10 protein-coding genes (1 of these 10 cut by a window edge) are annotated in these 21275 nt (G+C 67.7%); 6 read left to right on the forward strand and 4 right to left on the reverse strand.

Features of this window, described 5'->3' with window-relative positions:
- The 3 genes from IU448_RS16830 to IU448_RS16840 all read right to left on the reverse strand — a co-directional run.
- A protein-coding gene (locus IU448_RS16830; RefSeq protein ID WP_195056578.1) for an MFS transporter crosses the window boundary here: on the reverse strand, window positions 1-12288 show its 5' portion. 23082 nt of this gene lie to the left of the window's left edge; the window shows 12288 of its 35370 coding nt (coding positions 1-12288); its start codon is at window positions 12286-12288; its stop codon lies beyond the left edge, outside the window.
- Between the two features lie 61 nt (window positions 12289-12349).
- Window positions 12350-12823 (reverse strand): YbaB/EbfC family nucleoid-associated protein, encoded by a 474-nt coding sequence (locus IU448_RS16835; protein ID WP_195056579.1) that lies wholly within the window; start codon window positions 12821-12823, stop codon window positions 12350-12352.
- A gap of 17 nt (window positions 12824-12840) precedes the next feature.
- A complete protein-coding gene (locus IU448_RS16840) occupies window positions 12841-14460 on the reverse strand; it encodes a WXG100 family type VII secretion target (protein WP_195056580.1) in 1620 nt (539 codons plus the stop codon).
- Between the two features lie 102 nt (window positions 14461-14562).
- On the opposite strand from IU448_RS16840, the gene IU448_RS29755 reads away from it, so the two are divergent.
- Window positions 14563-15276, forward strand: coding sequence for a lysoplasmalogenase family protein (locus tag IU448_RS29755; RefSeq protein ID WP_416383011.1), 714 nt, complete (start codon window positions 14563-14565; stop codon window positions 15274-15276).
- A gap of 209 nt (window positions 15277-15485) precedes the next feature.
- On the opposite strand, the gene IU448_RS16855 is transcribed toward IU448_RS29755, so the two are convergent.
- Complete coding sequence (locus IU448_RS16855; RefSeq protein WP_195056581.1) at window positions 15486-16070, reverse strand: TetR/AcrR family transcriptional regulator; 585 nt, start codon at window positions 16068-16070, stop codon at window positions 15486-15488.
- A 211-nt stretch (window positions 16071-16281) separates the two neighbouring features.
- On the opposite strand from IU448_RS16855, the gene IU448_RS16860 reads away from it, so the two are divergent.
- The 5 genes from IU448_RS16860 to IU448_RS16880 all read left to right on the forward strand — a co-directional run bounded on the left by IU448_RS16860 (window position 16282) and on the right by IU448_RS16880 (window position 21269).
- Window positions 16282-17154 (forward strand): LLM class flavin-dependent oxidoreductase, encoded by an 873-nt coding sequence (locus tag IU448_RS16860; RefSeq protein WP_195056582.1) that lies wholly within the window; start codon window positions 16282-16284, stop codon window positions 17152-17154.
- Window positions 17155-17209: 55 nt separating this feature from the next.
- Window positions 17210-17647 carry a hypothetical protein gene (locus tag IU448_RS16865; RefSeq protein ID WP_195056583.1) on the forward strand — a complete coding sequence of 146 codons (438 nt, stop codon included), beginning with the start codon at window positions 17210-17212 and terminating at the stop codon, window positions 17645-17647.
- 402 nt (window positions 17648-18049) lie between these two features.
- A complete protein-coding gene (locus IU448_RS16870; RefSeq protein WP_195056584.1) occupies window positions 18050-18403 on the forward strand; it encodes a hypothetical protein in 354 nt (117 codons plus the stop codon).
- Window positions 18404-18488: 85 nt separating this feature from the next.
- Entirely contained in the window at window positions 18489-19562 is a 1074-nt protein-coding gene (locus IU448_RS16875; protein ID WP_195056585.1) for a nitronate monooxygenase, read from the forward strand.
- Between the two features lie 309 nt (window positions 19563-19871).
- Window positions 19872-21269 (forward strand): sigma 54-interacting transcriptional regulator, encoded by a 1398-nt coding sequence (locus tag IU448_RS16880; protein ID WP_280458422.1) that lies wholly within the window; start codon window positions 19872-19874, stop codon window positions 21267-21269.
- Window positions 21270-21275: the final 6 nt, after the last annotated feature.

Consider the following 21275-nt stretch of genomic DNA (forward strand, 5'->3'; position numbering starts at 1 on the left):
CAGCAACTCGGCGACCGCCACTGCTTCCGGCAGGGGCTCTGCATCGATGGGTTCGGCCGGTGCCGCGTGATGCGCGGTGCCGGCGAGTTCGGTGTCGCGTAGCCGCCGCTGGGGCGAGGTCTCCGGGGCCCGGCCGGTGTTTTGGCTCGTCGGGTCGGCCTCTTCGGGATCGAGGTCGATGGCGACAGTGTCCGGCCCGCCGGCGATAGGCGGCTCGGTGTCTCCGGGAGACTGCGATGCGTCGGTTGGGTTGATCTCCGCCGGGCCGGGAGTCGTTTGTCCGCGCTCCGGCCGGGCGGTCGTCTCCGGCGTGCCCGGTGTGGAGTCCGGCGTATCGGTTTCGCCCGAAAGCGGGACCGAAACCTGGAAATCGTTCTCGTCGAGGCCGAACGCAGTGAGGTCGAAATCTTCGAATCCCGCCAGGGTTTCCTCTTCGGCGGCGGCAGGATCGTCGTTGCGCCGGATCTCGAACCACTGCTCGATGGTGTTGCGGTGCAGGCCGAAGGTGATGATCCGCCCGCAGCTGTCACTCATCGCGTGGGTGAGCCGCGTTCCGCGCCCGCCCTGGCGGTTCACGTCCTGTTGGCGGGCAGACCATTCCGGCAGGTTCACCGCGTCGCCCGGGGCGATCTCGTTGTGGAAAGCAATCCGGACGCTGTGCCGATCCTCCGTATCAGTACTCCTGATATCGATCTCGGGCTCCGGATCAAGCCCGTGTTCGGCCGCGAAGTTGTGCAGGTATCCCAGGGAGTTGGTGACGAGTTCGGAGGTGATGGTTTTGATCGCATGGTCCTGGTCGTCGGTCACCCAGGAGTTCTCGTTTCGCACGCGGGTGGCGATCGCCCTGCGTGTCGGTCCGATCTCGGCTTGATAGGCGGGGCGGCTGTCCGAGGAATCCGCGAGCAACCGCGCCGCGCGATCGTCACCGTCTTGTCGTGACTCCGAATTCCTTCGGAGCGGAGCATCCCGGGATGGCCGGGCGACCCGTTCCACCGGCCGCGGCGTCGTGCCGAAATACCAGTTGACCTCGACCTGGCTGCTCTCGCTGGATGCGTCGACGACCTGGACATGAAGTGTTCCTTCCGCATCCAGTCCGGCTGTCACCGTCAGTGTGCCGATTCCCCACCGGACCGCAGCGGAGACGGCATCGGCGATATCGCGCACATAGCCGGAATCCGGCTGGGTGGTCAGCATGGCTTCGATGTTGTGGGCAATACGGTCGGCGGTCTCGGCATCGCCGTGGGCAATGCCGGACAACCGGAACCCGTTGGCTGTCAGCCATTCTCGTTCGAGCAGCGATGAAGCGAAGCGGTCTCGTCCGGCATTGTTGTCCTCGGCGGGATGTCGTTGCGCAGCGGCCGGCGGGCGCTGTTCGTTCGTGCCCGGCCACTCGCGGCCGGTCTGGAGTGTGTTGCCGGGATAGATGCGATCTGCCGCACCGTCCACCAGACGTCGGAGCAGCTCGGCCATCCAGCCGGAAGCCGCGGAAACCGGGCCGGCGGCCGCGCGTAGTCGCTTCTGGACCTTCGCCGGAAGAAGTCCGATACCGCCGTCGACGATTTCCTTTCCTGTGTCCAGGGCCAGGTTCGGGAATTCCCGGAGCACCGTACTCGCCAGATAACGGTCGACGACCTTCATCATGAATTCCTCGGCCGTCCGGCTCCCCATCCTCGACCAGATGAAGGCGGCCAGATACCGTGCCCGCAGATACTCCGGGCTCTGTGCCTCGAGCCAACGGCAGCCCGGGAAGTGCAGCGCCGACCACAGATCGTCCTTGAGGAATCGGTGCCAGAACCAGTGTTCCGTCTCTGTGAGCTCTGCGCCCATCAGCTCGAGGTCGTTGTCCAGCAGCGGTCTACCTGCGTAGTACTCCATTTTGCCGAAAAGGATCGACACCAGCTGCGGTAACTCGTCGAGCGAGGTCGCCCGCAGGAATCTCGCCCACGGCGTGGTCCGATCCCTGACATCGCGGGTGCTGGCTTTCTGCTGCTCGTTCTGCGGCAGCGTACGTAGCTTCCAGACAGTGATGGTCCGGCCGTCGCCCGTGGTCTTCTGTTGCTGGATGAACAGCGATTCCCGGCTGATCGTGCCGTTGTGGACGATCTGGTCGATCGACAAACCGGTTACGGCCATCAAGCCGAGCGCCGCATATATAGGCGCACGCCCGAGGACCCGATTCAGTTCGAGGAAATCCTTGTCCGTGAACTCTTGCGCGAGGTCGGTCTCGCGTACCTTGTCGACCCCCCACGAGACCAGCGAGGAGATGATCGAGCCCAGCCGGGTCGCGCTCATGTCCTGGAAATCGTCGTTCGTCAGCTCCAGCTCGTGCAGCTTGCCGACGACCTCCGACATCAGGGTGTCGAACCAGATGCCCCTTTTGCTGACCCAGTCGGCTCCGAACGGCTCTCCGGGGTCGGGTCTGGGTAGATACTTCAGGTACCAGAACGCCTTGGGATCGATCGCGTACAGCTCGGCGATGGCGGCATCGGTTTCGGCCCAATACCGTTCCCAGTATCCGGGGTCGGCGGTGTGGCCCTTGCCCGCTGGGCCCGGCGCTTCCGTGGCCGACTGGTCGGCCTCGAGGTCGATGGCGACGGTGTCAGGTCTGTTGTGGGATGCGGAGTCGCGCCGCTCCGCCCGATCGAATGGATCGGCTGCTTCGGCCGCGCGTGCGCCGTCGGCCTGGCGGCCCGACCCGGCAGGCACGGAGACATCGACGTGTTCCGGTCCGGCGGGCCCGGCCCGGTACGACTCGGCGGACCGGTCGGTAGGGTCCGCGTCGGCGGACAGATCGATACCGCGGCTGCGGGCGATGGCGATGAGCGCGGGGCGGTGGCTCGATCCCAGCTTGTCGGTGATGTGGTCGAGATAGTTGCGGACGGTCCTGACCGACAGGCCGAGAGCTTCGGCGATCCCCTGTTCCGAACGCCCTTGCTCGGCCTCGCGCAACACCGCCCGTTCCTGCTTGGTGAGTTGACGCGTATGCGGCGCCGAAGCATCGGGATCGGCGGGGTCGAGTATTCCGGCGCGTAACCCGGCAGCGACCATTCCCGCCCGATCCCGAATGCCCAGTTTCTTTCCCAGGGCAGCGCGGCTGGACCGAAATGTCCAATCGGACAGATCCAGTTCTTCCTGGATCTCGTCGTAGGTACGACCCGCGGCGATCGCCGCCAGCAATGCGGTTTCGGTGGCGGTCAATGCCTGACCGTTGCCGCTGATCTCCGGTAGGTCCTGCGCCGTCAGGATGCCTCGCCGGAAGGCAGCCGCGACCGCGGCCGGGCGGTTCGCGGTCTGGAGTTTGCGGATGATCCGGTCGGTATGGTTTCGCACTGTGGCGGGCGACAGCCCGTGTGCCTCCGCGATGGCGTTGGTGGACATGCCCTGGGCGACGGACCGTAAGATCGCCGATTCCGTATCGGATAGCGGGCGTTCGCCCGCCGCCAGCGAGGCCCGCTCCGCCGCCGCCAGCGCGCTGCCGGTCAGGATCCCCAGATCACTGGCTTTCGCGACCATTCCGGCGCGGTCGCGAACCCCGAGTTTCGCGGCGAGCTCGTTCAACATCCGGTAAACGTCATCGGTCGATTCATCGATCGCCATTTCGATCGCTCTGGTCGGTGCACCGGATGCGAGCAGCTCGAGTATCCGGATTTCTACCTCGGTGACGTCGGGCCGGTCATTCGGTGCCGGGCTCTCTGTTTGCGCCGGTGCGGTTTCCGGACGGTCTTCTGCCTGTCGGCGTGCGGTCCGCGGTTGCCGGGGCTGTTCCTGCCATGCCGCCGGCGCACCGGCAGGTCGACTACCGGCGCGTTCGGCGATCTGCCGCATCAGGCGCCGGACAGCGCCGTGCTGCAGCAGATCGATTTCGTCGCCGCGCGCGGCCGCTTGCACCGCCTGGTTGACCAGTCTGCGCTGGGTAGTGCTCAGCCGCATCAGCGAGTCCTGGACGGTGTTCCGATTCGCCGCCGCCAATGCTTCGATGAAAGGGTCGGTGGGACCGACGCCCGTCGCACTGCGATAAGCCGCGATGACCCCGGCCCGGAAGCGGTCGAAGCGCTCGCCCTCGGTCCGGCCCGGCCCGGCGCCGGGCCGCGCGACGGTACTGCCTGCTGTGGACTCCGGCCGGCCGCCGTGCGGATAACCGAGCCCGGCCTCGCGCTGTCCGTCGTTTGCGGGAGCCCGGCCGGTATCGGCGTCCCGTGCGCCCGGGCCCGGCGGGTCGGTGTCGTCGGATTCGAGATCGATCGCGACCGGATCGGGACCGTTCGATCCGGGCGGCATGCCAGTTTCACCGTCGGTACCGATGGGAGTTCCCGGGTCCGAACGGCGCGCGGAATTCGCTTTGTACTCGCGGTATCCGCTGCGCACTTCCTCGACGTCCGCGAGGAGAAGCGATTTTCTGCTGTATTCCTCGAGCAGTGGAAGTGCGCGCGCCTGGGTCGTACTCAGCTTGCCCTGCTGCTTCAGGTTCAGCAATGCTCCCAGCAGGGCCGATACCGCCGCCGGCGTCGACAGATCGGCACGCCCATTGCTGAGTTCGGACAGTTGCTGCCGGAGGTCCTCACACTGTTGCCGGAAACGCCGTAGTGCGGTGGGATCTGTGACCAGGTCCCGAACGCTGGGCAGCGCCCGGTGGCCATCGTCGTCGCTGAGGTCGAGGGGGACCGGGATCGGCTCCTGTGCGGGGGAGACGTGGCGCTCTTGCCGGAATGCCGGCGATTCTGTGTCGTCCACGTCGGCGCGTTGCCGCTCTTCCAGCCGGACCAGTTCATCCAGTACGAAACCGGGCCTGCTGCCCTCGCCGGGATTCAAGTACGCGGCCTGCTGTTTCATGAAGGCTGTTCGCTCGGCCGGGGATTTCGCCCGCCAGGCCACGGCTACGGAGGCAGCCGGTCCGTCCGCAGCGATGCTCGTGCCGGATTCGGCGGCCGTCGGGGCCGGTCCACGATAGTTCGCCAGTGCCAGGGCATTGCGCTGTTCGGCCTCTTTCAGCACCTGGGCGTACGGAATATCCCGCAGCAGCGCTTGCAGGGCATAGACCGGATGGGTGGGATCGGCGGGGGCGGTCCGACCGAAAGCATTGTTCGCCTCGGCCAGTGCTTCGGCCGGGTTGAAGACTTTGAGCGCGCCCAGCCGGAGCGCGGTTGCGTCCAATCCGAGCCGTTCTGCGTCCGGATCCCGGGAGGCGGAGGGCCGGACATGATCCTCACCGTCCAGTATTCGCCGGCGGGTGTTCTCGTCGAGACTGTCCAGCCATGTCTTGTGAACGGTTTCCAGATCTATCCAGCCCGCTGCGTCATCGCCTTCGGCGAGCCGGGGATCGGAACGACGCCGGATATCGACTTCGCCGCGGGCCAGGCCGGATGCACGTAACCATTCGTCGAAATCCGCACGGCTGTCGAACCCGCTCAACCAGGATTCGAAGGCTGCGAACAGCCGGTCTCGCTGCGGGTCTTTCGACCTTTTCCTACTGCTGCTGTAGCCGTCGAGCTGTCCCAGCCACTCGTCGAATTTCGTTCCGGGTGGCAGCGCTGCGAATTTCTTCAGTTCGGTGAAGTGCGAGAAAAGGAAGCCGAACGCGCGTGCCTCCTTCGAGTCCCGGCTGCTGTCTTCCCGGACAGGCCCGATTCGCGCATGATCCATCGGGTGTCTGTCGTAGCTGCCCCGGCGGGCATTCCAGTCCTGCAGATGGCTCATCTCATGGCTGACTGCGTCGTACGCCGGGTCGCCGGTCGGGGCCATCAAATGGCCTGCCTGTACTGCACCGCGCATCGCTTCGCGGAACTTTTCCGGGTTGCCGAAGAGGTTCTCGTTGAGGACCATGAGGGTCGGGCCGGTTTCCGCGCCGACATCGGGGCTCCAGATACAGCCACCGATTTTTCCGGCCATGGGGGCGATCAGCACGACATCGAGCTGGATATCGCCGGTGTTCTTTGCGGCGGCGTAGCCGTCGGCGATCGCATTCCTGATCGACAGGGCGGTATCGACGGATATTTCCGGTTTGTCCAGCCCGAGTACCTCGACGCCGTATCTCGTGTACAGCTGATGCGCGATGGCCTGCTTGGTTCCGCGTTCGGATTCTGTTGCCGCGGCCGGCTTCGATGGGCGGGTGAGTTCTGCGGCTCCGGCCGAGGTCCGCCGAGAGGCCGAACCGGTTGCTCGACTGGTGATCTCCCGCGTTACCCAGCCGAACAGTGCGGCCTGAGCGTCGGTGAGATCGTCGCGGGACCGAACGTTGAGCGCATCGGTGACGAGCCGGCGTGCGGCAGGGGTCAACAGGTTGTGACTGTCGAGCCAGATATCAGTCGCTTCGCCGACCAGCCAGCGGCCGATATCCACACCCGGCGGAGCCTGCCAGCCACCGGCCTCGGCGGCGTCGAGCGCCGCCCGGGCGACCGCGTGCACCAGGGCTTGAATATGTGCGGGCGGTGTGCCGCGCTCGGCATCCCAACCGAGTACCGCTCCCATACCCAGGGCGGTGGCGGGGCCGAAGTGGCGGTCCAGCGCCAGGCCGGCGGACCGGTCGCCCTGTTGTGCAAGTTGCACGGTCTCGGTGCGCTCGCGAGCGGACAGCCGGTCGAATGGGACGACGGTATCCGGGGCCTGCGGGAGGACGACCGGGGCGCGCTGGACCTGTTCGATCAACTCGGTGACGGCCGCGGCCTGCGCCGGGGCGAGCGCATATCCTTGCTGCAGTGCCGTGCCGGTTTCGGCGACGAGCCGGCGCTGTGCCGGATCGAGCCGGTTCAAACCGGCGTCCAGCAGATTCTGTGCGGTCCGGTGCACGTGGTCGGCGACGTTGGTTCCGATGGGAACCCCATGCGCCTCGACCCGTTCGAATGCTGCCTCGCGCACCGCCTGCACCAGCGGGAAGAGTGGAGCAGCCGCCTGCCCGCCCGGTGCGTCCAGCGACCGCAGCAGGTGGCGGAGCGTGCTGTTGCCATGTTCGTCGCGCAGGCCGGGCACGGCGGGCGGGTTACCGTAATCCGCGATCGAGACCGTCGCGGCAGCGAGACCGGCGGCCGTCGGTCCGGGTATTCCGTCGGGGGTGGTCGAAGGAATGTGCGGGGTCGTGTGAGCGCTGGTCGCCTGCGGGGTCGCGGTCTCCGGCGGGGGGTGCCCGGGTTGCGGGGTTGCGGTGCCGTGCGCCTCGGCGGGTGGTGCGTTGGCCTGTGCGGCGCTCGCGTACTTGACGGCGAGCTGATCCTTCTCGACAACGTCCTTCATTGCCGGGACGGCTTTCTGCCACAGGTCCGACTCGGCATGCCGCAGCATGGCCTCGGCCCTGTTCAACGTGTCGAGCGTTGCCGCGGTGTTGTGGGTCTCGTGCTCGGCCAGGGCGAGCCGGTGCGTCTCCACGGCCTTCGTGTACTGGATGATCTGCTGCGTGACGCCGTGATCGGCGACCCGGCCCCGGAAGTCCTCCGGGGAGATGTAGTGCACGGTCGTACCCGGCGTACCACCGTGTTCCCGGTCGTCGCCGGATCCACCGCGGGCGACCCGGCCGTCGACCTGATCGTTGACCCGGTCCGAGAAAGCCGGTCCACCACTGGTTTTACCGAGCACACCGCCGAGCGCGATCGATTCCTTCGTCGGAGTCGGGTCGGCGCCGCGGCCGCCCTCTTTGTTGATGATGAAGATATCGCCCGGTTTGCCGAATTCTTCGATCCGCTGCCGGACGAGCGCCTCGGAATGGACGTTGCTGCCACCGTGCTCCGCGTAGAATTCCGCATCGACCAGGACGAATCGCAACTCGAAATTGTCGCCGTACCGTTCGCGAGCCATGCCCTGGAGGTGGTCGACCAGGCCCATCCGGCCGGTCTGCGGATCACCGCGACCCTCGCCGTTGTCCATCAGGGTGACCCACTGCGGTTGTCCGGTCTGTTCACCGTCGACAATTCGGGCGTCCGAGAGAATGTCACCCGCCAGGCGCTTCAGTTTTTCCTGTGTGTTCTCGGCGAATATCGGTTTTTCGACGACGCGGTTCGATTCATAGAAAGTCGGGAGTTCCGGGACCGGGCCGACACCGTACAGGTCGTAGGTGATGCCCTCCACGCCCTTCATCGTCCCCGACAGGCCGGACGGGTCGAACAGCAGTTCGCTGCCGATCAATTGCTGGTCCGACATCCGCAACGAATGCTGCTGATTCGCCCGGACCGGCAGACCTTCTTTGAGGTCGACGAACTGGCCGACATCCTGCCACCGCACCTCGGTCGACTTCGTCCGGTCCCACATCGCCTTGTCGTTGGTATCGTGCGCGAGGACGCCGATCTTCGCCCCTTCGCCCTCGTCCGCCCTGGTGATGTAATGAGTCCCCTTCTCCAGGCCCCAGCGGGCGTTGGCGGCATGGGCGTAGAGCTCGCGCTCCGACGCGGTAACCGGTTCGCCCGCCACCTTTTCGAGTTTGGTCACTGCCGCCGGGGTCGTTTCCGCGGCCCACATCCCTCGCGTGTTCTCGGGGCGTTTGAAATCCGCTGCCGTCAAACCGTGTTCACGTTCGGCGATGGACATCCGATCCCAGATCCGCTGCAGGTCGGCCACCACCTCCGGCGGGGCTTCCGTCGCTGCCCCGGGTGACAGTACGCATTCGGAGTTGCCATCGAAGATCGTGTCGAATTCGTCGACGGTGAGCTTGCCCCGTACGAAAGGATCGAAACGGGTTGCCAGACCGTGCTCGGATGCTGCGGTGTCCAGCCGTTCTTTGATCAGGTCGATCGACGGTTTCGTGTTGAGGAAATCCCGCAGTGCCGTCACCTCCTGGCGCGGCATACCGGTGGCGGCGAGCTCGTTGATCATCGAGTCCGCGACCTTCAGCGAGCGGAACAGATAGTCCTCTTTGGTGCCTACGATGATCCGCCGGCGGCCGGGCTCGGGATCCGGCAGCGGGCCGTCCTGGTCCATCCGCACGACGTCGATCCGTGTATCCGCCTCGGGCCGCAGCACGAACGCCTGTAATTCGCCGGCCAGCTCTCCGGCGAGCAGATCACTGCTGGTGAAACCGTGGGCCGTCCCGTGATCCACGGCATCGGACACCATCTTCATCACCATGACGATGGTTTTGCCCTCGCCGGTTTTCATATCGACCGGACCGTGTTCCAGCAGCAGGAACGCCGCGGCCTGCGTTTCGCGTACCAGGCGATGCCGGTCGTCGCCCCGGCGAATCCACTCCGTCATCGCCGCGATGCGTTCCTCTTTGGAACCGGTCACCATCACTTCGACCAGCGACTCCGGCGACGCAGTCGTCCACGGGCTCGTCCCGTCGGCCGAGCTGCCCGGATCGCGTAATGCCCCGATAGCACGGCCCGCCTCCAGCGCGGCATGGACCCGCTCCTGGGCGACCACCTCGAAAACCACGTTCCGGTCGGTGAATACCCCTGCCTCGAGGTCGTTCATCAACGACACCCCGGCACGGTCCGAAAGCTCCACCAGATCATGTGCTCTGGCTCGTGCCGCGGTGTCGTGCGCGGCCACCGCCGCCTCGTACACCTCCCGGTACTCGGCTGCCTTCGCCTGGGCCTGCCGGAGCTGTTCCTGGGCCGCCCGCGAGGCTTCGACTGCCACTCGATCCTGTGCTGTGCCCTGCCCGGACAACTCGCGCAGCTGTTCTTCGGGCCCGAGCCGGGTGGCTCGCTCGTGTGCTTCTGCCACACGGACGGCCTTCTCCTGTGACTTCAGCTCGGCCTGGGCAGTCCGTTCGCGCTCGGCCGCCGCTTCGACCCGCTGGCGGTGGTGTTCCCGGACCAGCTCGTTCTGCTGCCGCTCTCCCGCGATCCGCTGCTCTACCTCGGCTCTGGCTTTCGCGCGTGCGGCTGCGGCGGGGTCTTCGTAGCGCTCGGCGGGCGGTGTATCCGGCTCGGCTTTCGCGTGTTGCCGGTTCGTAGTGTCCTCGCCGGCCTGCGCGGACTTCGGTTGCGGTTCTTCGTTGTGCGCCTGCGTCTTTCCGTCATCTTCCCCGGAGGCCGGCGGCTTCTGCTGCGTATTTCGGGGTTCGGCCTCCGGGACAGACGATGTGGATGTTTCGCCACCGTCGTCGTTGCCGGCAGTGGTCTTCGGCTGGGCGGCGAGATCTTCTGGCTGTCCGCGGTCCGGCCGCACCGTGGCAACGGCGGGAGGTTTCTCCGAGGCAGCGTATTTCGGAGCTGATACGGCGGGCGGCTGTTTGGCTCCGCCGGCCGGAGCCGCTTCGCCGCGCCCGGGGGAACCGGCCGGCGTTTCCGCGGTCACCGGCCGGGGTGCCGCCCGTTGCCCGGCCCCGAGGTCGTCACCGACGGGCCGGCCCGGTGCGCTGCGCGCGGGTGCCTCGGGGCCGGCGACGACCGGTACCGCCGGGTCGGCGACTGCATCCGCCGGTGCGGCGGGCGAGCTGTCGCGTGCCCCGGTCGAGTGCGAATCGGCAACGAGCTGCGGGGCGGGTTCGGATACCGCGGGGTTGCGCTGCGCGGGGTTGTTCTCGGTCCCCGATACCGGCGGAACGTGCTGCGCCGGCCCGTTATCGACCACAGGTGCCGGGCCGTCCGCCGGATTTCTCGCAACGCCGGTGCGAGCCTCCGATAGCGGGCTTGCCGCCTGCTCGCCTGCACCGGGCGATGCCACGGTCTGCTCGTCGGCGGCGGGATGCGCTCGGACCGGACCGCTCTCGGCCCCGTCCTGCCGCGATGGCGGCTCTGCGGATGCTCTCGCCGGCGCGGTCGCCCGGTCGTCGCCGTCCGCGGCCGGCCTCGTCGTTGTCGACCGGCCGCCGGCCGTATCGCTGTCCGCTGTAGGCGGTTTGTCTGCACCGATCGCGGAGGTCCGGGGGCCGGCGGACTGCGGGGTTTCGCCGGAACTACCGAGATGCGCCGGGACTGCGGCCGAGTCGGCAGCGACTGCCGGGCCAGTCGTCTGTGCATCACTGAGCGGAGCGCTCCGCTCCCCGGCGACAGGTGGCGGCCCACCATCGGTGCCCTTCCCGGTAGCCGGCGGTGCGCTGTCCGCAGCGGCACTGCGGGCAGGAACCGGAGCCTCCCCGGCGTCGGCCGGGAACTTCACCGGTTTCGGTGTGCTTGCCTGCTGGCCCGGAACGGACGGATCCACGGTGACGGGGACGCCGGACGGGTGATCGAGGGTGATGGGAGCCCTGGGCAGGAAGGCGCCGCTGTTGTTCACCGGTGCGGCCTGGGCCGGTTCGCTCTTGACGACGTTTCCGTGCTGCAGCGCCGAAAGGAAGCCGTCGAGCTGTGGCTGAGGGCCGGCGGGACTGTCCGAATCGGTCCTCCTGGCGACGCCGCCAGGTCGCGGATCCCCGGGGGCAACCACCGAAATATCGGGTGCGTCACCGGTCGGCGAAGCTCCCCCGTCCGGCGCGGAAACCGCTGACGCCGCACGGATATCGCGGGCGGCGTAGCCGCCGGCGATTACGGCACCACCGACCAGGCCGGGGAGGAGAGCTTCGGTGAATGCCTTGGTCGTGAACGCTTCGCCGGTCAACCCGAGGGAAACCGCGGTGCCCCCGACCGCGCCGCCGAGCCCGCCGAGTCCGCCGATCGCCGCGGTGCCGAGGAGCTGCAGGCTGATTCGCTTGCCCTTGCCCTCGACATTGGCGGTCATCATCCCGACCTTGGGACCGAGCCAGCGGGCGAACAGCAGGCCGGCGATACCACCGACGATGCCGGCCGCCGTGGCTACACCGGCCGCTTTCCGGTCGATCTCGGCCCGATTGCCCTCCAGCACCTGGACGCCTTGGGCGACAACATTGAGGCCACCGCCCTGCAAGGCGCCTATCGCCATGGCATGGCCGGCCAGCACCATCCCGCCGCGTTCGGCGGCGAGCTGGGCGATCCGCCCGGTAACGAGTTGCAGCGCCTTCTTCCACGCCGACTCGATCGCGTTTCGTGCGACCATCCGCTGGATAGCGGCCTCGAGGGCGCCACCGACCGCGAACATCAGCGCACAGCGGGCCAGCGCCACCGTCAGGATCACCAGAATGCCGATCACGGTGAACTTCATCAGTTCGACAGTGTTGGCGAACTCGAACAGCGCCCGCGCCAGACTGTCGCAGTAGTCGGCCTGTTCACGGAGCCGTTTCGCCAGGTCCTCGTACTTTTTCTTGATCGACGCGGCATACCGGCCGTGGGCGTCGCCGAGTGAACGAGCGGCTTCGTCGAGCTCGTCGGCCTTCTTTCGGCATTCGTTGGCCTGGTCCGACCATCCCTGGCCGAGCCGGCGCAGCTCGTCTTCGCCGCCGTGCGGGAAGCGGCCGGCCGAGCACTCCACCACGGTCGGAGGCAGCCACGTGGGCAACGTCAAACTCATCGGCGCGTCAACCAGTCAGTGCCCGGTCACCGGCGGGAACGGGCTCCCCATTCCTTCGGCATCAGCTCGGAGTGGCTTCATCGTCGCCGCGGAAAAAGGCACGAATATCGCTGAGGGAGGCCGCTTCCGGGGTGAGATCGGGAAAATCCGGCAGATCGTCGAGGACGGTGTCTACGGGGGCGGCGAGGGCTTCGGTCTGTTGTTGCGCGCGGCCCGCCGCGGCCTGCACCGCGTCGACGATCGACCGGCTCAACTGTTCCGGAGTGCGACGCATGGCTTCGGGGGTCAAGTGCAGATCGGTGAGAACGCCGCCGGCGTCGACCGTGGCCTCTACCGAACGATCCGGCGAAATCGCCTGCACACGAGTTTCTTCCGATTGCCGATAGATATCCTGCAACCGGCCCCGCTCACGTTCGAATGCGTCCAGGATGTGGTCCAGCTGGTTACGCATACCGTTGTTGGCCGCGAGCAGGCCCTCACGTTCCCATCGATCCATATCTACCTTCAGCCCGATCTCACCGGCGAACCGGAACACCCGCGGAATATCTGCATCTACTGCGCCATCGCCACCAGCGCACGGTGCAATACCTTCGCCGGACTGCTTGCCGTGTCGTACTTCGTCTCCACCTCGACGAACCCTGCGGCCAGCGCCCGTGCGGGTACCAAGACGCCATGGTCGAAGCAGTCCTTACCGAGCCGGGCTCGCCACCGCTTGTAACCGGCCACCACCTGCCCCAGCGTCTCGCCTTGGGCGCCGTGCAACCGCAGGTATTCGGCGATCAATGTACGCTGCGCCTCGTTCCGTGCGCGGAATCCGCCCATGAGATCGAATGCAGCGCCCAGCTGGCCCAGAATCGTCGTGTACATCGGCCGGTCCGGGATCGTGTTCGAGCCGGGTGTGCGGTCCGCGGCCGACCGGGGATTCGCAGCGGCGTGACGCGTGAGCACAATCCACGGCGCCACGGCACCCCGTGCCGCGGCCTTCGCCCGGTTCTCGACGGAAGCCGGCGAATCCGCCGCCTCGCTGATCGCTATTCCGCACAGGACCGTGGGGTACCGGACCAGCACGAGATCGACGGCATCGGCGATGTCCTGCGCCGCCCGCACGTCGAGACCCGTCGATTCGAATCCCTCGAGACTCAGGCCGTGCCGAGCGGCCATCTCCCGCAGGATCCGCATCGCTTCCGGATCGGTCGGTGTGTTCGCGGGCTGCGCCACCTGCGGCTTCGGTTTCTTTTCGGGACGTTTCGCCTGCTCTGCGGGCTTCGCACCCGGATTGTGCGGTGGCCGCGCCGGGGTCTGCGGCGGCGATACTCTCGGCGGCGTTTCACCAGACGGCGCCGCCGGGAACACGGACGGTCGGGCGCCTGGCCTGTTCGGCTTGCTCTGCGACCAGGGAGACTCCGTCGCGGGCTTGCCGGCCGGGGTGCCGCTGCTGCGGGGTGCCGGAGTCTCCGGCTGCCTGCCGGGCGCCGGGGCCGGAGAAGTGCCGTGCGGTCGCGCCGTATCCCGGACCGCTGCCGGCGTGTTCGGCACAGTGTTCGCGGGGGAGTCTTCGGGTGTGCCGGGCGGTTCGGCGCCGGGCGGTTCGGACCCCGGCGAGTCCGGTGACCGGCGGGATTCCGGAGATTCCTGCGATGTATCGCCGGGGCCGGGGCCGGTACCGGGATCGGCCCCGGGTGAGACGGCCGGCTCCGGGACCGGGCTCGCCTCGGCGACAGTCCGGCCGGCGACCGGCCGGACGCCGGTGGTCTGCTGTACGCCTGAATCGCCGGTGGGAACCGGGTTTCCGCTCGTGTCGGGCGATATTCCCGCGACGATCGGGCGGTGCGGGAGCAGCGCCTGCGTGGTGCCCGGGACGGTCGGGTCCGTGATCTGCTGTGCGCCACGGCGGTCCTGCTGCTCGAACTCGGCGGCCGAGTTCTGCAGGTTGGCGCTCATCGAGCGCAGATCCGCGACGATATCGGCAAAACCTTCCACACCGCGTTCGGAGTCCGGTTCGTAGTTTTTTCCGAATGTCTCACCGAGTTCGTCATCGCCCCAGCATTTGCCCTGTTCGGCAATGATCGCCTTGATCGACTCGAGCATCTGCTCGGCTTCTTCGGCCTGTCGCAGCAGTTTCGCCGCTGAGGCACGCAACTCGGCTGGATCGACCGACAGTGAGTTGCTCACTCAGACCCCTCCGGTTCTGCCGCATTGTCCGGGCCCTATGGACAGCATGACCCTGGCCGACCTCGATTGTGGCGTATCGGGGGCCGCGAGTCCGTCCCATGTATGGGAAGGCTGCGCCCGGCGCTCGAGACACCTGAGCGGTCGGCCGGCCGCACCGTCGATTTCTGGCCCCGGTGCCGCGCGTCGCTGCTCGGCCGGCCCGCCGCGGTCGCACTCGTGGTTCTGGTGGCGCTCTGTCGAGAACAAGCCGGCGCGCTTTTGGTGCCGGTAATCGGGTACGGCCCGGCGTCGGTGACCATGGCCGTGCCGGCGACCGGGCTCGGCCGGACGGCCGGGGTGGGCGGCGTGATCTTCCTGCTGTCCGATTCCCTGATCGCGGTGCGCGCCTTCACCGATATGGAGTTACCGGGGCACTCCTTCTGGGTGATGCTCACCTATGTGGCCGGGCAGGTACTTCTCCCGGCCGGCGTCGTGGCCGCCGATCGGGGATCGGCCGGTGCGGAATCGCACGAACATGAACAGGCCGGACAGCAACAGCGCGGCGAGGGGCAGCAACGGCAGGTAGGACACCCATACCGGGCCTTGCAGTGCCAAGGTGACCGACGTGACGAGGATGCTCACCGCGAACGCGGCGGCTGCTGTACGGTGCACCGCTCGGGCGCCGGTCGAACGAACTCGTGGCCGTCCGGGCGGCGTATCCGTACCTCCGCCGCGCCGGGCGCCGACGTAGGGGCGCACGTACAGGTACAGGCCGGAGAACAGCAGCAGGGCCAGTGGTGGGAGCGGGAGATAGGTGGACCAGAGCGGTCCTCGTAACGCCATGGCGGCGACTGTGATGACGACAGTTGCCACGAAGGCAACCGCCACCACCCGGTGTGTCCGCCGGACCCGTCTGTTCCAGTCCATCTCGTCCTCCTCGGCCGCGTCGCGTCCGGCACAGTGCCCCGCGATCTCGATGAGGACGACGCTAATGACGGTGCGGTGACCAGCGCTTCTCGATTCCTGATCACTCTCGCGGGCAGTCGTCAGCGGGCGCGCAGGCCCGTGATCAACAGCCCGACCATGCGCCGCGCGTGGTAGCGGGGATCGCCGCCGGCGCCGACGCAGAGATTGCCCACGCCGCGCATCAGCTCGTAGGGCTCGATATCGGACACGATCTCACCGGCGGCTACGGCCGCGTCGAGTAGTTCGGTGCAGACCGGTAGCAGCCTGTCGATGAAGTAGGTGTGCAGGGATTCGAAGGCGGCGTCGTCGGACTGGAGTGCTTCGGCGAGACCGTGTTTGGTGACCAGGAAGTCGACGAAGAGGTCGATCCAGCGGGTCAGGGCGGCGTACGGGGTGGGACCTTCGGCCAGTAGTTCGGGGCCCGCCTCGGCGCAGGCTTGCACCTGGTGGCGGTAGACGGCGACGATCAGGTCGGCGCGGGTGGGGAAGTGGCGGTAGATAGTGCCGACGCCGACACCGGCGCGGGCGGCGATATCGCGCACCGGCACGCCGACCCCGGATTCGACGAATGCGGCGGCGGCCGCGTCGAGCAGGGTTTTCTCGTTGCGGCGGGCGTCGGCCCGTTTCCGCGGACCCGGTGAGCCGGGCCTACCTGTTTCGGCCACTGCGCAGCGACCTCCGTCCTTCGAGTTGGCAAACGGAACGTTGTTCCGTATGTTGGTTATCGGAACGTTGTTCCGCTTTCAGGATGCCATCGTCGCCCCCGCCGCCGACCTCGACCCCGGGAGAAACGCGGCACGCCACCCGCTACCGTCCGGCGCTGCCTCGCGGAAGAGCCGCGGGAGTTCCCGTTCTGCCGAAAGGACCGATCACCCCATGGCGCAAACTGCCCCGAGCTTCGGCATCATGACCGCACCCATGCAGGTCGACTACCAGGACATTGTGCGTGTCTGGCAGGAGGCCGACAATATCCCGGAAATCCGGCACGCCTGGCTGTTCGACCATCTCTTCCCGATCGCGGGCGATACAACCGGATCGATCTTCGAAGGCTGGACCCTGCTTTCCGCCCTCGCTGCGCAGACCCGCCGCCTGCGCCTCGGGCTGCTCGTCACCAGTAACCGCTTCCGGCCACCGGCGATGCTGGCCAAGATCGCCACCACCGTCGATATCGTCTCCGGTGGCCGCCTCGATTTCGGGATCGGCGCGGGCTCACGGCCCGGCCTGTCGATGGCCCGCCGCGAATACGATGCGCACGGGCTGCCCTATCACGGCTTCGGCAGCTCGGTGGAAAACCTCGACGAAGCCTGCACAGTGATCCGGCGGCTGTGGACCGAACAAGAACCCTTCGATTTCCAGGGCAAACACCTCCGGCTTTCCGGTGCGTTCGGTAATCCCAAACCGGTTCAGCGGCCGTATCCGCCGATCATGATCGGCGGTCGCTCGGACGCTCTGTTGCGGGTGATCGCCGAACATGCCGACCTGTGGAACATTCCCGGCGGCGATACCGCCGAGATCGTCGAACGTGGCGCCCGGCTGGACCGCTACTGCGCCGATACCGGCCGCGACCCGGACTCGATCGTGCGGTCGACTTTCCTTCCGGTCTCCTACCACCGGCCCGGCGCCACCCGTGCGGCGATCGCCGAAGCCTTCGAGGCCGGTATCCGGCATTTCGTCCTCGGTCTCGAATCGCCGTATCCGGCCGGTGTCGCGCAGTGGGTCGCCGACGAACTCATCGCACCGTCGTCGTAATAGCGGACCCGGGCGTGCCTTCCGACGCTGCGGTCCCGCCGCTAGGGTTCTCGTGATGTCCGAGTACATCCGCTTCCAGAGTGCGGTTCCCAACCGGCACGGGCGATACCCGGGTGTTTTCGCCATGGCGAACGGTCTTGCCCGCCACGGTCTGCTCGGCCCTGCCGACGGTGAATGGCTGCGGGCGGCGAACGCGTATATGGAGATCGCGTATCCGGATCCGACCACCATCACGCCCGATTGCTATGACCCCCACGCAAATCCAGGTGCCCGAGCATGGTTCAAGGGTGATGCGTCGGACCTGCTCGAGGCAACCCGGGGCTACCTGGGCTTGCTCGACCGTTCCGGAGTCGGGTGGGTCGAGTTGCGTACGGCCTACCCCGGGCGAATCATCCACGAGGACGCGGTGCAGGTCATCGTAGTTCCCTATCGCTACCCCGACGACTGGCCATTCGGGCCGCCGGCTCCGGGCGCGAACCGCAAGCTGTTGTAGCTCTTGTCGCGGTGCCGGCGTACGCGGCCGTTGCCCACGAGACCGGACCTCCGCGTCGGTGCGCCGATGTCGAACATGGGTATCGGCGGCATACTGCACGAGTGGAGGCGAAGGGAGCGCCGTGCCGGTGGCGTGGCGAGCCGTTCGAGATCTGGGGCGGTGTCGGCCCGCGTAACCGGCTCACCGGAAAAGAGTTGGGGCGCTATGCGTTTTCCGCGTTGAACACGATGGGGTCCGAAGCCGACCTGCAGTATCTGACCGGACGTATCCTCCAACTACTGCACACCCGGGACCCGGCGATGCCCGATATCGAAGTCTTCTACGGCAAACTCCGCCGGGCGAACTGGCGGTCCTGGCGGCAAGCGGAAGTTCTGGAAACCCTCTTCGATGCCCTGTGGTCCGATGTACTCACCACGGACAACCCGCACGAAGATGCGGCAGGCCTGGTGTGCGCTGGGTTCGGCCGAGGAAACGATTACCCCACGGTTGGCGCAGTGGGCCGAGCTCGGCCGGAGCGCCGCGGTCCGGCAGTTACACGAGTTCGTCACGCGGGATTGCCGGACCCGCAGCGGGTTGCTGGTACCGGTCAATGCGTACTGGGACGAGACTCTGCCGACTTACGGGGAAATCGTCGACTGGCTGAACGCAGGCCCTGTCTTGCGGGGCGTGGTTGCGGCGTTCGACCGTACCGAGGACGCGGATCTTCTCGAGCTGCTCACCGACCTGCACGGCTTCCTCGGGCCGCCTCGCGGCTGAGCGCGCACGGTGACGAGGCCGCCCTGCGCGCCGAGTGGACCCCGATGAGTAACGTCGGTGCCGACACAGCTTAGGGAGGTGGAGCGTGTTCGATCTCGCGGACCTGGCCGTTCCGATTATCGCGGCGCCGATGGCGGGTGGCCCGTCCACACCCGACCTGGTGGTGAGTGTCGGCGAAGCCGGCGGCCTGGGGTTCCTTGCCGGTGGATACAAGACCCCGGAGGCGCTGGCGGACCAGATCCGCGAGGTGCGGGCACACACGGATGTGGCGTTCGGGGTGAACCTGTTCGTTCCGCAGCAGCCCGCCTACGATCCGGCCGCTGTCCACGAGTACCGGGACCGGTTATGTGCGGCCGCGCAACGGTACGGGATCGAACTGCCGCCCATCCGGGAACGGGATGACGACTGGTTCGCGGCGAAGGTGGACCTGCTGGTCGAGCAGCGGGTGCCGGTGGTTTCGCTGACCTTCGGCCTGCCGTCGGCGGATATCGTCGGGCGGCTCCGCGACGCCGGAGTCATGGTGATCGCGACGGTGACCACTGTTGCCGAGGCACGCTCCGCGACGGATCTGGGTGTCGGGGCGCTGTGCGTGCAGGGCCCGGAGGGCGGCGGGCATCGGGGGACGTTCCGGGTCGAGGATGAACCGGAAACGACGCCCCTGCCGGCCCTGGTCGGCGAGATCACGGCACGGTGCCCGCTGCCGGTGGTGGCGGCCGGTGGGATCGGTGACGGCGCCCGGATCGCGGAACTGCTCGCCCGCGGGGCGGTGGCCGTCCAGCTCGGTACCGCCTTCCTCCGGAGCCCGGAGTCGGGGGCGAAAACGGCGCACAAGGAGGCACTGAACGATCCGCGGTTCACCCGCACGGTCGTGACGCGCGCGTTCTCCGGCCGCCCGGCCCGCGGGCTCGCCAACGAGTTCATCGCCACCTATGACACGGCCGCTCCGTCGGCGTACCCCCAGGTCCATCACCTCACCAGCCCGCTTCGTGCGGCCGCGGCCGAGCGGAACGCGCCGGAGGATATGGCGCTGTGGGCCGGCACCGCATACCGTTCGACTTCCGCGGACCCGGCCGCGACCATCCTGCGCGGGCTCTGGAAGGAGGCCGTTGCGCGCGGCGCGGCCGGCGGTCCGGACAGCGGAAACCGCGCCGACCGATGAACAGCTGATCCAGGCCCGCCTGCGGTCATTGCACGCGCGCTGTCGGTCGTAGCCGGCCGGAGTCCGCGGATCATCGCTCGCCTTGCTGTTGGTCGCCTCGGCGGGCGGGGCGTGGCGTGGCCGAATCGCCCGGCGGCGATACCCGACCGCTCGTCCGGCCGCCTGCACCGGATCGCCGATACGCTGCGGAAATGGGTGGCGGCCACCTATCGGATGCATGGACAGCCGGCACTGTGCCACGCGATCTCGGCGGCGGCTGTGATAACCGAGCTGTCGACCGATGACGGAAATCGTCGTAGCGTCGTTGAGGTGACCACGCCAACAGACTTGCCCGCCACCGCGGGCGCCTTACGGGCGGCCGGGTATGCGCCGCGGAGTGTGAAGGCCGAGATCCGGGCGAATCTGCTGGCCCGGCTGGGTTCGGGGCAGGACCCGTGGCCGGGGATCGTGGGATTCGAGCGGACCGTGCTGCCGCAGTTGGAGCGGGCACTACTGGCCGGTCACGATGTGGTGCTGCTGGGGGAGCGCGGCCAGGGCAAGACACGGCTGCTGCGGACGCTGCTCGGGCTGCTCGACGAATGGACCCCCGTGATCGCGGGGCTCGAACTGGGCGAACACCCCCTCGAACCGATCAGCCCGCAGGGGCTGCGGCTGGCGGCCGAACTCGGCGACGAGCTGCCGGTCACCTGGCGGCATCGGTCGCAGCGGTACGCGGAGAAACTCGCCACCCCGGATACGTCCGTGGGCGATCTGATCGGTGATGTGGATCCGGTGAAGGTCGCCGAGGGCCGTAGCCTCGGGGACCCGGAGACCATCCATTTCGGGCTGGTGCCGCGGGCGCATCGCGGGATCGTCGCGGTGAACGAACTGCCCGATCTGGCCGAACGGATCCAGGTCGCCCTGCTGAATGTAATGGAGGAGCGCGATATCCAGGTCCGCGGTTACACCTTGCGGTTGCCGCTGGATGTGCTGCTGGTCGCCACGGCCAACCCGGAGGATTACACCAACCGCGGCCGGATCATCACGCCGCTGAAAGACCGTTTCGGCGCGGAGATCCGGACCCACTACCCGCTGACCGTTTCGGCCGAGATGGCGCTGGTGCGGCAGGAAGCCGAACTGGTGGCCGAGGTGGGCGATCCGCTGATCGAGGTGCTGGCGCGGTTCGTGCGGCGCTTGCGGGAATCGCCGGCCATCGATCAACGCTCGGGTGTGTCGGCGCGTTTCGCGGTGGCGGCCGCCGAAACGGTGGCCGCGGCGGCGCTGCGCCGGGCCGCGCTCACCGCAGAGAATCCCGCCGTCGCCCGGCCGGTCGATCTGGAATCGGTTCCGGCCGTCCTGCGCGGCAAACTGGAATTCGAATCGGGTGAGGAGGGCCGCGAGCAGGAGCATCTCACCCATATGCTGCGGCGCGCGTTCGCCGATACGGCGCGGGAGCGGCTCGGCGGGCTGAATCTGCGCCCGCTGGCGGAAGCCGTCGAGCAAGGGCATCTGGTGACCACCGGGGAACGGGTGCCCGGCGCGCAGGTGCTGGCGGATCTTCCGGAGCTGCCGGTGCTGCACGAGGTGGCCGCCCGGCTCGGCGTGGACGCCGGACAGGCGCCCCAGCGAATCGCGGCCGCGGTCGAATTCGCTTTGGAATCGTTGTATCTGGCGCGCCAGGTGGCCAAGGATTCCGATGACGAGGGCACAGCGGTGTACGGCGCGTGAACGTTG

The organism is Nocardia flavorosea, from assembly GCF_015477805.1.
Taxonomy (GTDB): Bacteria; Actinomycetota; Actinomycetes; order Mycobacteriales; family Mycobacteriaceae; genus Nocardia; species Nocardia flavorosea_A.